This is a genomic window from Anabaena sp. WFMT, assembly GCF_051781005.1.
GTDB lineage: Bacteria > Cyanobacteriota > Cyanobacteriia > Cyanobacteriales > Nostocaceae > Anabaena.
The window spans coordinates 59,592-75,081 of the sequence record NZ_JBPWOA010000052.1 but is presented as its reverse complement, the minus strand read 5'-3'; the positions used below and the strand labels follow the sequence as shown (position 1 = coordinate 75,081).

The following is a 15,490-nucleotide window of genomic DNA, read 5'->3' as shown; positions in this document are numbered from 1 at the left end:
GGGTCTAGTTTATGTTACGATACCAACTTAGTTGGAAACACATAAACTATGCCACAGGATTTATCACCCCTCTGGATATCGCTGAAAACTTCATTTTTAGCGACCTTTATCACTTTCTTTTTGGGTATCGGTGCTGCTTATTGGATGTTGGGATATAGAGGTAAAGGCAAATCTATAATTGAGGGTATTTTTGTTGCACCGTTGATTTTACCACCGACGGTTGTTGGGTTTTTGTTGCTGCTATTTTTTGGTAAAAATGGCCCGGTTGGTAAATTGTTGGAACCGTTTGATTTGACTATTGTCTTTACTTGGTATGGTGCAGCTGTAGCGGCAACGGTGGTTTCATTTCCACTCATGTATAAAACGGCATTAGGGGCTTTTGAACAAATTGATGGGAATCTGTTGCGAGTAGCGAGAACTTTAGGCGCTAAGGAATTAACAATATTTTTGCGGGTGAGTTTGCCTTTGGCGTTTCCTGGCATTTTAGCAGGTGCAACTTTAGCTTTTGCCCGTGCTTTGGGTGAGTTTGGTGCAACTTTGATGTTAGCAGGTAATATTCCTGGACAAACGCAGAATATACCGATGGCGATATATTTTGCTGTGGAAGCTGGGGATATGAATGAAGCTTGGTTTTGGGCGATCGCTATTATGGTAATTTCTTTCACAGGAATTATTCTGACTAACTTCTGGCTAGAACTTAAGCAGCGACGCAGACGCAATGAGAACAAGGGACAAAAAGAAGCAGAAAATCGCTCCTTTTCTTTACCCACCAAATCCCCTACATCTGGTTTGTTTCTGGATATTGAAAAGCGACTCGCTAGTTTTCATCTCCGAGTAGCTTTTAACACCGATAATCAACCCTTGGGATTGCTGGGAAGTTCTGGTGCAGGAAAAAGTATGATTCTGCGTTGTCTTGCGGGGATAGAAACACCCACAAAAGGGCGGATAGTCTTGAATGGTAAGGTTTTATTTGACTCTGAGAAAGGAATTAACGTGCCGATACGCGATCGCCATATTGGCTTTTTATTCCAGAATTATGCCCTCTTTCCACACATGACTGTGGCACAAAATATCGCTTTTGGCTTACCCAAGGGGAATCTGCGGTTGGAGGTAGAACAGCAATTATTAGCGATGCAATTACAAGGTTTGGGCGATCGCTATCCGCACCAACTTTCAGGAGGACAACAGCAACGGGTAGCTTTAGCTAGGGCTTTAGCCAGTCAACCAGAAGCATTACTTTTAGATGAACCATTTTCTGCCCTGGATACACATCTGCGGAGTCAGTTAGAACAACAAATGACAGAAACTCTAGCTGATTATCCTGGTGTGACTTTATTTGTCACTCATAACATGGAAGAAGCCTATCGTCTTTGTCCCAATTTGTTAGTATTAGAACAAGGGAAAGAAGCTCATCATGGTTCTAAATATGAGATTTTTCAGCATCCTGCAACTGTGAATGTTGCCAAACTAACTGGATGTAAAAACTTTTCTCGTGCTGTTGTTTTATCATCCCAACAGGTAGAAGCAACTGATTGGGGTTGTAATCTTACTGTTGTTGAATCAATTCCAAATCAATTATCTCACATTGGTATTCGCGCCCATCAAATTAGTTTTACGAATAACCCCAATCAATCAAATACTTTTCCCTGTTGGTTAGTCAGAACCAGCGAAACACCTCACCGCATGACGTTATTTTTAAAGTTACATTCTCCTGCTGATAATCCTCATGATTATCACTTGCAAACTGAAGTTTATAAGGAAAAATGGGTGACAATTAAAGACAAATCTTTTCCTTGGTATGTGTGTTTAGATTCTTTGCGGTTGATGTTGATGGAAGAGTAAGAATTTAAATGAACCGCGAAGGCGCGTTCGCGAAGCGTTGCGAAGCAAAGGGCGCGAAGGAAGAAAGAAGAAGGAAATTATTACTCTTTCCCATTACCCATTACCAGCCAACACATATGATATTACTTATTAGCTTTAAGTAATAAATAAAACAACTGTCCATCACTAACTGTCACCCCAGCGCGATCGCCTGCTATTTTACCAGTTCCTAAGAAGTAATCCACTCTACCAGCACCTTTAATCGCACCACCTGTATCTTGATCTAATACATAACGGCTAACTGTACGATGTTCTAATTCACCTTGAGGATTGACAAAGGGGAAAGGTGCGCGAATTAAAGCTAAAGCACCAGGAGGCATTAAAGATTTATCGGTAGCTATGGAACGTTCTGGTGTGAGTGGTACACTAATAGAACCTTGTGCTGGTCTACCGTTCGTTTCTTGGAAAAACACAAAACTGCGATCGCGCGGAATATAAATATTTAAGTCTTGGGGATACTTTTGAAAATAGTCGAGGATAATTGGCATAGTTAAACCTTCTAAAGGTAATTTGCCATCATCTACTAATAAACGTCCCAAACTCTTATAATTATAAGCTGTATTACCAGCATAACCAATTGTTGTTTGTTTGCCGTCAGTTAGTTTAAGACGTGCTGAACCTTGAATTTGAATTATATATGGTTCTAATCTATCTCTAAACCAAAATAATTCTAAACCTTTTAATTTACCTTTTGCACCTTGTAACCCATCTGCACCTTCCAATTCTAATCGGGTAGGATGAGGTTTAGTCCATGATTGTAAATCAGCAGGATAGCGATAAGCAGGATATTTAAATTCTGTTGTAGGAGTGCGACTAGCTAAATACAAAGGTTCATAATAAGCGGTAAATAAAACCGAACCCTGATTATCTTTACCCACTGATTGATAAAATACAAATTCTTTTTCAATCGCTGCGTGTAATTCTTTCGCCGAATTAGTTGAGATCAGAATTTGCCGGAATCTTTGCAAGCTTTTATAAACTCTATCTTGCGTAATTCCTGGAATTTTATATCTTTGATAAGCATTTGTAGCACGACCAGATTTAAAATATTTTAAACTTTGGTCAATAGATGCTAACAATGCTTTTTTATCTGCTATTTTATCTTTTTCACCACCATAAATTCTTTCATCTAAACAAGAAGCATCATTTTCACAACAAGTAACTGGAACTCTTTGCACAAGTACAGGTAAATTTTTTGTGTTTTCAGTTTTCAAAGCAACCGGTAAATCCCACTTGGTTACTTGACATTCTGGAGAAACTACATCTTTATTTTTGATAGTTGGCATTTCTAACAAAAAAATAGTTAAAAACACAGGTAAGCTAAGAGTCGTGTTCAATATCTTTTGCATGGAATTAATTTAAGGGAATAAGTGAAAGATAACAAATGACAATTAGGAGGGAAGAGGTAATAATTATTTAATTACGCATTTATTGTCAGGATTCAGGATACATAATAAATAAAAATTGGAGCATTATACTGGATTTTGTTGAAAAAATTTCTACTCAGTAAATTACTGATTTGATAATTATTATCTCGTTCCCAGTCTCTGACTGGGAATGCTACCACAGAGGCTCTGCCTCTATTTTCATGGAAGGCAGAGCCTTCTAGAATTCATTCCCATACAGAGTATGGGAACGAGAGGATTTATTCTGACTCCTGACTCCGTTCGGCTGACGCTCACGGCGAAGCCTGACTCCTGAATTCTTCCCATCATTCATTCATATTATGGTATGTAGCAACAGCGGAAGGAGAGATGCGATTTAAGTACCGGAAAATCCAATATTTGAAAATCGTATCTAAAATTACGGGAAATGTGGCAATGAATAAAAAGATGAAATCACGATTTGCTGGTAATCCCCAGTGTCTTGAGATACCTTCTAAAATTACTTCCCAACCGTGCGGAGAGTGGAAACCGACAAATACATCTGTAAATAAGATAATAATAAATGCTTTGGCGCTATCACTCAATCCATATACTACATGATCAAAGAAATCTTTGAGAACTGAGATAGAAGGTTTGCTGACAATTAACAGCCAAATAAAAGCAGTTACCGAACAAATATCTGCAAATACATTTTTAATTGCATTAGCACTTTCACCCCGAAATTGTTCAGCTACTTCCTGTGCTTTCTCTTGCATCTTGATTTCTATATCTTCAGATGATATGGGTGGTGCATTACTAATCATGTTTTCAAATTTGATTCTTTCTTCAAATTTTTGTAGTTCTATAAGTGCTTCTTCTTCCATTTCTGTATTCAGGAAGATTTGCTCTGTTTGGGAACCTCTAAAATGATCTACTACAGGGCCTACAACTACAGCCTTAGCTATCTGGTGGGTGAGCAGTGGTATTATAATTAAGAGTAAAATAAATCGAATAGATATAATTGTTGTTTTTTGCGTTTGGCGGAAATTCTGTACTATGTCTTTTTCAGAATCGGGGTCTAATTCTGCTTGGAGACGAGTGATAGTGCTTAAAATTGAACGAGGTAAAACTCCTGTAGCATCAGCTTTTCTTTTTGGTTTTTTATCACTGTTTTTAACTGATATTGTTGCCTTGTTCGATTGGGAAATAGCTGCATTATCTGCTACAATTGTAGATGAAGAAGTTAAATTTTCTGGAGTTGTTTCTAGATGTTCCGTTGTGTATTTAGCAATGACTTGATCAATAAATTCTAGTTTTTCTAAAACTAAAGCTGGAGAGGGATATTCTATACCTGTTTTAATGGCTGCTTGTTGTTTAGATTCGTTTGAAAACCAACGACTAGCTTTAAACTCTGTCAGTCGCATTCGGGCATTTTTTAATAATTTCTTTAAATCTGCCTCAAAGTAATCCATGACACTACTACTGTACATAGCAGAATCAGCAGATATTTTATTACCTTGGAAATGCTGATCTTCGATTTCCTTGATTTTTAATGCTGTTTGGTAAGCTTCCTCCAAAGATCGTTCTGGTGTCAGTAAGTACCATCTGTAAGCAGCCAGCAAAAAACTGTATATTTTTTGACTAAAGACAGAGTTTCTCATCGTAGATGATTATCTAACATAATTTGGTGATTATTAACCTTAAGTTAACGCACGAGGTATACTAACAAATCTATAAGGAGTGTATTTGTGGTTTCTGATTCTGTTTGGATTGTTGGTACTAGTCGCAGCGGTAAGACTACTCGCATAGCCGAGCAATTTTGTCATTGGATACAAATTGAGAATCAATATCCAGAATTATTTTATACGAAAAATCCAAACAATAAAAAAGCTAAAAGCACAATACAAACATCAAATATCCTACCAACAGAACTTGGGGTTTTAGTTTTAGGCTCTAATGATGAGAATCGCCGTTTATTAAGTGATAAAATTGTATCCTTAACTTCAGGAAAATACCCAATTCGTGCTAAAACCACCTTGGGGTTTCTTCAGGATGAAGTTATTTTATTTTGGCCGTTATTAATTGAATCGTTGCAGATTAAAGCACAATTCCCTGTAAAATTGCGTCCAGAAACTGAGCAGGAGTTAGCAACAAAACTTTGGCGTTCTCAGTTAGATGTAGAGACATTGAGAAGTGCAGGAGTAAATGAATATCGCTTAGTTAGGCGTATATTAGATATATGGCAATTAGCAGCTTATAGTGGTAAGCCTTGCGAAGATATTGCTGAGATTTTGCAAAGCGGTTTTCAGGAAAGTGTTAATAATTTAGAACCTGATTTTTTGGCATCTTTGCTGCTAGATTGGCGTAATTGGTGTTTAGAGAGGGGAATGCTGACTTATGCATTGATTACGGAATTATATAGCCAACATTTGTTAAAAAATATTGATTATCAGCAGCGTTTAGTCAGTCGCTATCAGGCGATATTAGCAGATGATGTGGATGATTATCCAGCGATCGCTCATAATTTGTTTGAGTTCCTCTTAGATAACGGTGCAGTGGGGGCTTTTAGCTATAATCCTGATGGTGCAATTCGCTGGGGACTGGGTGCAGATCCCCAATATTTAGCCAGGTTAGCACAGCGTTGTCAGATAGAAACCTTAAAAAGCCCACCTTTAGATAGTTTAGCGGCTCAACTGGCTGAACCGATGGTGAAAATAGTCACAGAACCAATGGCAATTTTCCGTTTACCAGCATCTGTACAACCTATCCAAACCGCTTCTCGCGCTCAACTATTGCGTCAAACAGCAGAGGTGATCATTGATGGAATTGAGACGGGAAAGGTAAAACCAGAAGAAATAGCGATTATTGCACCGGGTTTAGATGCGATCGCACGTTATACTCTCACAGAAATATTAACCAAGCAGAATATCCCTGTAGAATCTCTCAATGACCAACGTCCTTTAGTTAGTTCACCTTTTGTCAGAGCATTACTCACCTTACTAGCTCTAGTTTATCCTGGCTTAGGGCGCTTAGTAGACCGGGATGCCGTTGCAGAGATGTTGGTAATTTTAAGTCAGAGTCGCACCCATGACGGGGAAACACAAGAATCTCATCAACCCAGAATTGATCCAGTCCGCGCAGGGTTAATAGCAGATTCCTGTTTTGTACCCCATCCAGATCACCCACATTTGCTACCAGTGACAGCCTTTGAACGCTGGGATAGAATCGGCTATGAAGGTAGTAGAGCTTATGGGGAAATATTACAGTGGATAGAAGAACAAAAGCGCTCACAGCAAAATCCTAATTTTCTACCCACACCAATTTTACTGCTCTACAAAGCAATTCAAGACTTTTTGTGTAAAGATCAAAATCTCTCCTATGAGCAACTAGCCGCATTACGAGAATTGCTAGAAACTGCTCAACACTATTGGGAAGTTGATACAAGATTAAGACAAACCGATTCCAACTTACTCTCACTGCATAATCAACAAAGCCTCTGTAGCAGCATTGCAGAATTTATTCAACTACTGCGACGGGGAACAATTACTGCTAACCCCTACCCTATTCATTCCCTTGGTAGCGCCAGAAAAGCCGTTACTTTAGCGACAATCTTCCAATATCGTGCTAGTCGCAGATTTCACCGTTGGCATTTTTGGCTAGATGCAGGTTCACCCCTCTGGGCTAAAGGCGGTGCAGCCACTTTGTTTGGTGCTACCTTATTCCTACAAGATAGATTAGGCGAACCTTGGACAGCAGCAGATGAGCAATTAGCAGAAGAACAAAGATTAAAAAGAATCTTAGCTGATTTACTCGCTCGTGTATCCGAAAAACTGTACTTATGTCACAGTGATTTAGCTGTGAATGGACAAGAACAACTAGGGCCACTGTTACCTTTAGTATATTCTTGCGAGATTATATCCGATATAACCGTACCTCTCTCCACAAGTTTTTCACAAACTAGTTCTAAATTGTAAGTGAAAATCCTGTTATGGGATTTCCATCTACTAGATTGCAGACTAGGCTAAATGAGGTAATTATGAGTTTATCCCCATCATACGCAGAAAAAATAGAGTATTCTTCAGTTTATGGACTGGTAAATTCTTGGCGATTTGGGCGATCGCTTGGTATCGATCCTATTGGTATCAGCCCTACTTGCTCTTTGAACTGCGTCTATTGTCAGTTGGGAAATATCCAGCAACAAACAACTCAACGGCAAATTTTTGTTCCCACAACCCAAGTTATCTCTGATTTGCAAGCATTTATACAAAAAGAAATACCAATAGATGTAGTTACCGTCAGTGGTAGTGGTGAACCTACCCTCGCATTGAATTTAGAGGAAATTCTGCAAGCTACGACATACATCATCAACAAACCATTAGTGGTATTAACTAATGGCACGTTGCTAGGTGATAAATCAGTCCGTGACGCTTTAGTACCAGCCGATATTGTCGCCATTAAACTAGATGCTGTTTCGTCAAATCAACTACGGCAAATTAATCAGCCATTAGAGACAATTAATTTACCAGATATCCTCAAGGGAATTTCAAAATTTAGACAAGAATATCGGGGATATATGGCAATACAAACCATGATTTTGTCTGCTTGGACAGCAGAAACTCAAGCACATTACATACACTTGATGAAGCGTCTCCAACCTGATGAAATTCAACTTAACATTCCTTCTCGTTCCCGCGTCCTAGTTCATCAGTTAGAATCTAGAGGTAATGAGATTGTCGAATCTCGCGCTTATACCTGTGAACATTTTAACTGTATCAGCCCTGAAGAACTCTGTTCGATGGCTGAAACAATTCAAAATGTTACTCAAATTCCTGTACGTTACTCTTCCAGGAGACAGGTTGCACAAAGCAGGAAGCAGAGACAATAATTATTTAAGGAGTTCAAAGAGATGGAAACAAAGTCAACAGAACCATTATTAGCACTCCAGGAAATTCCCGCTGGCTATCTCAATATTATGGGTTATGTTGATAAATCAGAAGTTAACGGCCCTGGTTGTCGTGCCGTTGTTTGGGTGCAAGGTTGTCCTCGTGAGTGTGATGGTTGTTTTAATCCTGACTCGTGGACATTTGAAATTAACCAACTAGTTGCTATTGATACGCTCGCCGCAGATATTATTAAAAATCCCCATAACACAGGTGTAACTTTCTCTGGTGGTGAACCATTTTGGCAAGCATCTGCATTAGCTAATTTAGCACGTCAGCTTAAAGCCGCTGGATTAAATGTGATGTCTTTTACTGGGTTCACTCTCAAGCAACTACAATCTGAATCTGCACCTCCTGGTTCACAAGAATTATTATCACAATTAGATATTTTAATTGACGGGCCTTTTGTCCAGTCTCAAGCAGTTAATTCTCCTATGTCTCCCGTTTCTTCTAAAAATCAACGGGTTCATGTGTTTAACCCAGAATTACAAGACCAAATTAGCTGGGCCAGTGACCAAATAGAAGTGCATATTCTCAAAGATGGCGATCGCATCGTCACCGGTTATCAAGGCTGGTTAGAACTAACTTAAAATAATTCGTAATTCGTAATTCGTAATTCGTAATTCAACACTCGGTACTCGGTACTCAATACTCAGTACTTTTTCTTAGCACCAAGTTTGCAAAACGCGCCCTTGGATTTCTTGTCCAAACCAAGGTGTGTTATTAGAGAGTGTATGCAGATTTGCTCTGTTGATTTTCCAGGGTTGTAGAGGATCAAATAAGGTTAATTCGGCTTTTTCACCGGGTTTAATCGGTTTCATTTTTTGCTGCAAACAAGCTGCTGGTTGATTACTCAAAACTCGCCATAATTCCAAAGGTGTAAATTCCTCTGTTTGCACCAGATTTTGCCACAGTAAGGGTAATGCTAATTCTAAACCCATTGCGCCTGGTGGTGATTCTGCAAACGCTTGGACTTTTTCTTCATAGGTGTATGGTGCATGATCAATAGCGATCGCATCTATTACTCCCCCACGCAAACCATTACGCAAGGCAGTTACATCACTGGGATTACCTAAAGGTGGCTCTAAATGCAAGGATGTGTGATAACTTTTAACATCTCTAGTATCAAGTAACAAGTGCATCCAAGTCGTGCTGGCCGTAACAGGTAAACCTTGAAATTTAGCAGTGGCGATTAATTCCACACTCCGGGCTGTAGAAACCCGCATAATATGTACAGGTGTGCCAATAGCGGCGACTAATTCCAACAAAGATGCGATCGCACTAGTTTCGGCACTGGCTGGAACCGGAGGTAAACCCACACGCAAAGCCTCTGCACCTTCTCGCATCATGCCATTTAATGATAAAGAGCGATCGCATGGACAAAACGCCACAGGTTTACCAAAAGGTTGCAGATATTCCAAAATCCGCCTCACCATTCCCAAATTTTCCCAAGGTTTAGCATCCGTAAAACCCACAACCCCAGCAGTAGCCAAATCAGCAAATTCTGCCAACTGCTTACCAGCTAAATCGAGAGTCATCGCCCCCCAAATCTGAAGATGAGGTGAACCTTTCACCCCCACTCTCTTTTGCTGTAACTGTGCAACTAGAGCAGGATTATCAATAGCCGGAGATGTATCTGGTAAAACAGCCACTCTAGTAAAACCACCAGCCGCAGCAGCTGCCAAAAACGAAACCAGAGTCTCCCGTTCTTCAAACCCTGGTTCACCAGAATGGCTATATAAATCCACCAATCCAGTACCAAGAACTAAGCCACGACAATCTTTAATAGAAGTATCAGAACTAACATCAGAAATTTGCAGTGATATAGCTTGGATATCACCATCAACAATCAAAACATCACTTACTTGGTCAGTTTCCGAAACCGGATCGATTACCCTTACTTGTTGCAGAAGTTCAGTTGCCATGCGCTATTAGCTATTACCTATCAGTGCTGAAAGTGCTTCAGATTTTTTACCCCTGTCATAAATAATAACGGCTTTAAAATCCATAACAGAGAGCAAACCAAACATATATTTATTTTTTTCTTCCTGCACCCCTTCGACTACGCGGTAGTTGAGCTAAGTCGAAACTCAGGGCAAGCCTGCACCTGATTCCTACAATGCCCCTGCTGCCGTTTTATCTAACACACCGCCACTTAAATGACTAGTGATATTCATTGCTTGCAATACTGGTAAACCATTTGCACCGGAAGGATAATCAATCACACTAACTGCGCCATTTCCTTGACGGAAATTCCAGAAATTTTCTGATGATAAACCCAGGATATGACAGAGTAAGGTTTTATTAGTCGCATCATGAGCCACCACTAAACCGATTTGGAATTGATTTACCTCAGCAGCTTGTAATATTGACTGCCAAGCGACTACACTACGTTCCCGTACTTGTTGTAAATTTTCTCCTGCCGGCATTTGCACTTCAGCCGGTACATTGCGCCAGCGTTCCAACTCTCCAGGAAACTCCTGTTCTATTTCTGCCTCAAACTTTCCTTCCCAAGTCCCGTGACTAATTTCCCTCAAACCATCCAGTAATTCCAACTTAATATGAGGATGCTGGTTGAGAATAATTTCTGCTGTCTCTTTTGGACGCGCCATTGTGCTACTAAAAGCAAAATCAATTGCTACATCTTTGAGAAATTCCCCAGCCTTTCCCGCCTGGTTTCTACCATTATCATTGAGAGGAACATCAATTTGACCTTGAAACTTGCCTTGGCGATTCCATTCTGTTTCACCATGACGTACTAATAACAATCGGAATCCTTGATGATTTGGTCGCAAAGTGGGTAAAGCCTCACCCAAATGTTGCGTCTGATTCATTGATTCTAATTGCACCTGTTCACCCAAACCACCCGCAAAATTCAAAACACTAATCCCGCAATTAGATTGTTGTATTCCATGATAACCAGTAGGAGGAATACCTAAAGCTGTGCTGATTAGGGCGCGGTTAATACCATTATGTCCAACAATGAGAATAGTTTCCCCTTGATGACGAGATAAAATTTCTTGCCAAAACTGCTTTGCTTGTTCATATAAAGCCAGAACTGGAAAAAGTTCTCGTGTCTCCTGTGCATCATTGACAATCATCCGCAATTCGTGGGGGCGTTTTTTCCAGATGCTATAGTCATCAGCAAACTTATCTTTAACATCACTACTCAGCATTCCTGCCCACAAAGGTAAATCCACTTCTACCAAATTTTCAGAAATCTGAATTACAGCAGACTTTTCTACCAAATGATTGTGAATGATTTCCGCTGTTGTCTTCGCTCGGTTAAGGGGACTGCTGTATATTGCTGTAAATGCTATATTACTCAGAGCTTCACCGACTTTACCAGCATCACTCCGACCTTGATCCGTTAAAGTTGACGCATCAGTGCGTCCTTGAATACGTCTCTCAATGTTATATGTACTTTGACCATGACGCACAATGATGACACGAGTCATTAAAAAACCTCTTCTCTCTAAAGGACTAATTTTACTGCAAATCAGCTGATAGATTACTAACTCAAGTTGCTAGTTATAGCAGGAGTCAGGAGTTAGGAGTCAGGAATCAGGAGTCAGAAGTTAGAAGTAAAACTGGCTTTGTGTATAGGTTTCAATTTAGATTCTGTATCTAATTGAGGCTGGTAATGGGTAATTGGTGATGAAATCCTTCTTTTCATCCTGTTCATCCTTTAATCCTGGATATCCTGATTCTGACAGTAAACAGCCATAACCTAGCATTTACACTGATCAGTTAAGATAATCTTCATCAATCTTCTTTTCTCTTACCTTTTCTTTGAAATTATGACGCAGGATGAGTTGTTGGTTCTGATAGATCGCGCTGCGGCTGAGGGTTGGCAAGAGTTAGACCTGTCAGGGCAAGAGTTGACTGAGTTACCTGGGGAAATTGGTAAATTGCAGCAGCTTGAGTCTTTGATTTTGGGAAAGAAGGTTGAAGGTTATGAATACGTAGGAGGCCGCCTCCTCGGTAAGGTTTCAGGTAACAATTTAAAAACGCTGCCACTTGAACTATTGGGTTTGCCTAATTTGCGTAAGTTGGATATTAGTGGCAATCCTTTAGAGAGCATTCCCGATGTGGTAGCGCAAATACTACATTTAGAAGAACTTATCTTAATTCGCGTAGAGCTAACCGAGATACCAGAGGCGATCGCTAATTTAAGCAATCTGACCCAGCTTCACCTCAGTGGCAACCAAATAACCGAGATACCAGAGGCGATCGCTAATTTAAGCAATCTGACCCAGCTTCACCTCAGTGGCAACCAAATAAAAGAGATTCCAAAAGCGATCGCTAATTTAAGCAATCTGACCCAGCTTGCCCTCAGTAACAACCAAATAACCGAGATTCCAGAGGCGATCGCTAATTTAAGCAATCTGACCCAGCTTCACCTCAGTGGCAACCAAATAAAAGAGATTCCAAAAGCGATCGCTAATTTAAGCAATCTGACCCAGCTTGCCCTCAGTAACAACCAAATAACCGAGATTCCAAAAGCGATCGCTAAATTAAGCAATCTCACCCAGCTTGACCTCTATAACAACCAAATCACGGAGATACCAGAGGCAATCGCCAAATTAAGCAATCTCACCTACCTTGACCTCTATTACAACCAAATCACGGAGATACCAGAGGCGATCGCTAATTTAAGCAATCTGACCCAGCTTGACCTCAGAAACAACCAAATCACCGAGATACCAGAGGCGATCGCTAATTTAAGCAATCTGACCCAGCTTGACCTCAGTGACAACCAAATCACGGAGATACCAGAGGCGATCGCCAAATTAAGCAATCTCACCCTACTTCACCTCTATAACAACCAAATAACCGAGATACCAAAGGTGATCGCTAAATTAAGCAATCTGACCCAGCTTGACCTCAGTGACAACCAAATCACGGAGATACCAGAGGCGATCGCCAAATTAATCAATCTCACCCTACTTCACCTCGGTAGCGACCTGTTTCTCCACGATTTCAACCAAATCACGGAGATACCAGAGGCGATCGCCAAATTAACCAATCTGACAACGCTTGACCTCAGTGACAACCAAATCACGGAGATACCAGAGGCGATCGCCAAATTAACCAATCTGACAACGCTTGACCTCAGTTTCAACCAAATCACGGAGATACCAGAGGCGATCGCCAAATTAAGCAATCTGACCCAGCTTTACCTCAGTGACAACCAAATCACGGAAATACCAGAGGCGATCGCCAAATTAACCAATCTGACAACGCTTTACCTTGATAACAATTCAATTACCAATATTCCATTAGAAATTCTTAATTCAAGAAATGCAAAAGAGATTTTGAATTACTTGAGGCAAATTAGCATAAGTGAAACTCGACCATTACACGAAGCCAAACTCTTACTCATCGGACAAGGCAGCGTCGGCAAAACATCCCTTATCGAGCGACTAATCTACAATAAATATGACAAAAATCAACCCCAAACCGACGGACTCAATGTAGAAACTTGGAACGTGCAGGTCAATAGCAAAGACATTCGCCTCAATGTTTGGGACTTTGGCGGCCAGGAAATTTATCACGCCACCCATCAGTTTTTTCTGACTAAGCGCAGCCTCTATCTTCTAGTCTGTAATTGTCGCACCAGCGAAGAAGAAAACCGCATCGAATATTGGCTGAAACTAATCGAAAGCTTCGGTGGACAGTCCCCCGTGATTATCGTTGGCAACAAAAAAGACGAACAACCTCTCGACATCAACCGCAAGGCATTACGCGAAAAATATCCTAACATCCAAGCCATTATCGAAACTTCCTGCCAAGACAATATCGGCATTGATAAACTTCGCACCGCCATTTTGCAGCAAATCGCCAACCTCAAAGAAGTCTACGACCTTCTACCCCTGTCATGGTTTGAGGTTAAACAACAACTCGAATCCATGCCCCAAGACTTCATCAGCTACAGTAACTATATTGGCATCTGCTACAAAAACAATATTCCTGAAGAACAAAACCAAGATCAACTCATCGATCTCCTCCATCGACTTGGCTTAGTTCTCAACTTTCGAGATCATCCCATCCTCAAAGATACCAACGTCCTCAAACCCAACTGGGTGACAGAAGGCATTTATGCCCTCCTGAGCGATGAAAACCTCAAAACTAAAGCTAAAGGCATTTTCACCCGCACCGATCTCACCCGCATCCTCAATCCAGAGCGATACCCCACCCAGCGGCACAGCTATCTAATCGGACTAATGAAGGAATTTGAGCTTTGCTTTCAACTAGAATGTCAACCACCAAAATTCCTGATTGCGGGACTTCTGCCTAAAGACCAACCAGACGAAACAGAACTAGAAGGGGAAACCCTGGAATTTCAATATCATTACAAAGTTCTCCCGGAAAGCATCATCTCCCGCTTCATTGTTAACACCCACGACAAAATCTATAACCAAATCTATTGGCGCAGTGGCGTAATGCTGCGATATCAAGAAAACAACGAAATCTACAACATCGCTCGGATCAAAGCCGACCCCGAAGACAAAAAAATCTTTATCACCATTAGCCGACGCAAAGAAACCCGCCGCTTATTTCTCGGCATCCTCCGCGAGGTCTTCCAAACAATCCACAAAAGTCTCCCCAATCTCGAAATCACAGAATGGGTTCCCGTCCCCAACCATCCCAATCATCCGCCCCTCGACTACCAAGAACTCCTCGGACTCGAATCAATGGGTGAAAGCACAGTCACTATCGGCAAACTAAAATTAAAACTCGATTTGCGTCAACTTTTAGATGGTTACGAATCACTAGAATCGCGGCGAAAATCACAAAAAGGAGATAATGATTTAGATGATAGGACTGCTTATGAAGATATGCGAGATATTGCTAAACTAGCTGTCAGCAGACCAATTATTAATAAAGCCGAGGCAAATGCTATGTCAGAAAATCCTCAATTCACAAACAACTTTCAAGGCGCAAACATCGCCAACGTTGCCAACCAAGTCAAAGACAACGCCAGTCAGCAAGCCTCTAACTTCAACCAAACAAGCGGCGCAAATATGAATGAAATTCTACAATTAATCGACAACCTGCGCCAAACTGCCGCCCAATTTCCACCAGAAATCCACGACGATATTACTATTGATATTGATGATGTAGAAGCAGAAATTCAAAAGCCTGAAAAAGAACGCAATTTACCCAAACTCAAAAAGCGTCTAGTAGCTTTACTAACTGCTGCTAGTGTAGCTGCTGCCCCGATAGCAGGTATGACAGATTTTACAAACAATGTTATGGAAATAGGTAGCAAATTAGGCATAGAACTAATTAAGCATTAGT

Annotated in this window: 9 protein-coding genes; 5 read left to right on the top strand and 4 right to left on the bottom strand. The window is 40.6% G+C overall.

Translation table 11 applies throughout. The features are described 5' to 3' along the window. Nucleotides 1-48 precede the first annotated feature (48 nt). The gene (gene modB / locus ACSQ6I_RS24965) at nucleotides 49-1,842 is read left to right on the top strand and encodes a molybdate ABC transporter permease subunit (RefSeq protein ID WP_438892927.1); all 1,794 of its coding nucleotides are present in this window, start codon (nucleotides 49-51) and stop codon (nucleotides 1,840-1,842) included. 122 nt (nucleotides 1,843-1,964) lie between these two features. Here modB and mltA read toward each other — a convergent pair whose 3' ends face one another. Next, nucleotides 1,965-3,230: a murein transglycosylase A gene (gene mltA, locus ACSQ6I_RS24960; RefSeq protein WP_438892926.1), complete on the bottom strand. Its 1,266-nt coding sequence runs from the start codon at nucleotides 3,228-3,230 to the stop codon at nucleotides 1,965-1,967. A 362-nt stretch (nucleotides 3,231-3,592) separates the two neighbouring features. Then, a complete protein-coding gene (locus ACSQ6I_RS24955) occupies nucleotides 3,593-4,906 on the bottom strand; it encodes a proton extrusion protein PcxA (RefSeq protein ID WP_438892925.1) in 1,314 nt (437 codons plus the stop codon). Between the two features lie 87 nt (nucleotides 4,907-4,993). Here ACSQ6I_RS24955 and ACSQ6I_RS24950 point away from each other — a divergent pair, with 87 nt between their 5' ends. The 3 genes from ACSQ6I_RS24950 to ACSQ6I_RS24940 are packed head-to-tail and all read left to right on the top strand — an operon-like array spanning nucleotide 4,994 to nucleotide 8,775. Then, the gene (locus ACSQ6I_RS24950; protein WP_438892924.1) at nucleotides 4,994-7,219 is read left to right on the top strand and encodes a recombinase family protein; all 2,226 of its coding nucleotides are present in this window, start codon (nucleotides 4,994-4,996) and stop codon (nucleotides 7,217-7,219) included. Between the two features lie 14 nt (nucleotides 7,220-7,233). Then, a complete protein-coding gene (locus ACSQ6I_RS24945) occupies nucleotides 7,234-8,130 on the top strand; it encodes a radical SAM protein (protein ID WP_438892923.1) in 897 nt (298 codons plus the stop codon). 21 nt (nucleotides 8,131-8,151) lie between these two features. Further along, a complete protein-coding gene (locus tag ACSQ6I_RS24940) occupies nucleotides 8,152-8,775 on the top strand; it encodes a 4Fe-4S single cluster domain-containing protein (RefSeq protein ID WP_438892922.1) in 624 nt (207 codons plus the stop codon). Between the two features lie 75 nt (nucleotides 8,776-8,850). On the opposite strand, the gene ACSQ6I_RS24935 is transcribed toward ACSQ6I_RS24940, so the two are convergent. Then, nucleotides 8,851-10,110, bottom strand: a complete 1,260-nt coding sequence (locus tag ACSQ6I_RS24935; protein ID WP_438892921.1) for a dihydroorotase — start codon at nucleotides 10,108-10,110, stop codon at nucleotides 8,851-8,853. A 189-nt stretch (nucleotides 10,111-10,299) separates the two neighbouring features. After that, nucleotides 10,300-11,643 carry a histidine phosphatase family protein gene (locus tag ACSQ6I_RS24930; protein ID WP_438892920.1) on the bottom strand — a complete coding sequence of 448 codons (1,344 nt, stop codon included), beginning with the start codon at nucleotides 11,641-11,643 and terminating at the stop codon, nucleotides 10,300-10,302. Nucleotides 11,644-11,985: 342 nt separating this feature from the next. On the opposite strand from ACSQ6I_RS24930, the gene ACSQ6I_RS24925 reads away from it, so the two are divergent. Further along, on the top strand, nucleotides 11,986-15,489 hold the full coding sequence (locus ACSQ6I_RS24925) for a leucine-rich repeat domain-containing protein (RefSeq protein WP_438892919.1): 3,504 nt from the start codon (nucleotides 11,986-11,988) through the stop codon (nucleotides 15,487-15,489). Nucleotide 15,490: the final 1 nt, after the last annotated feature.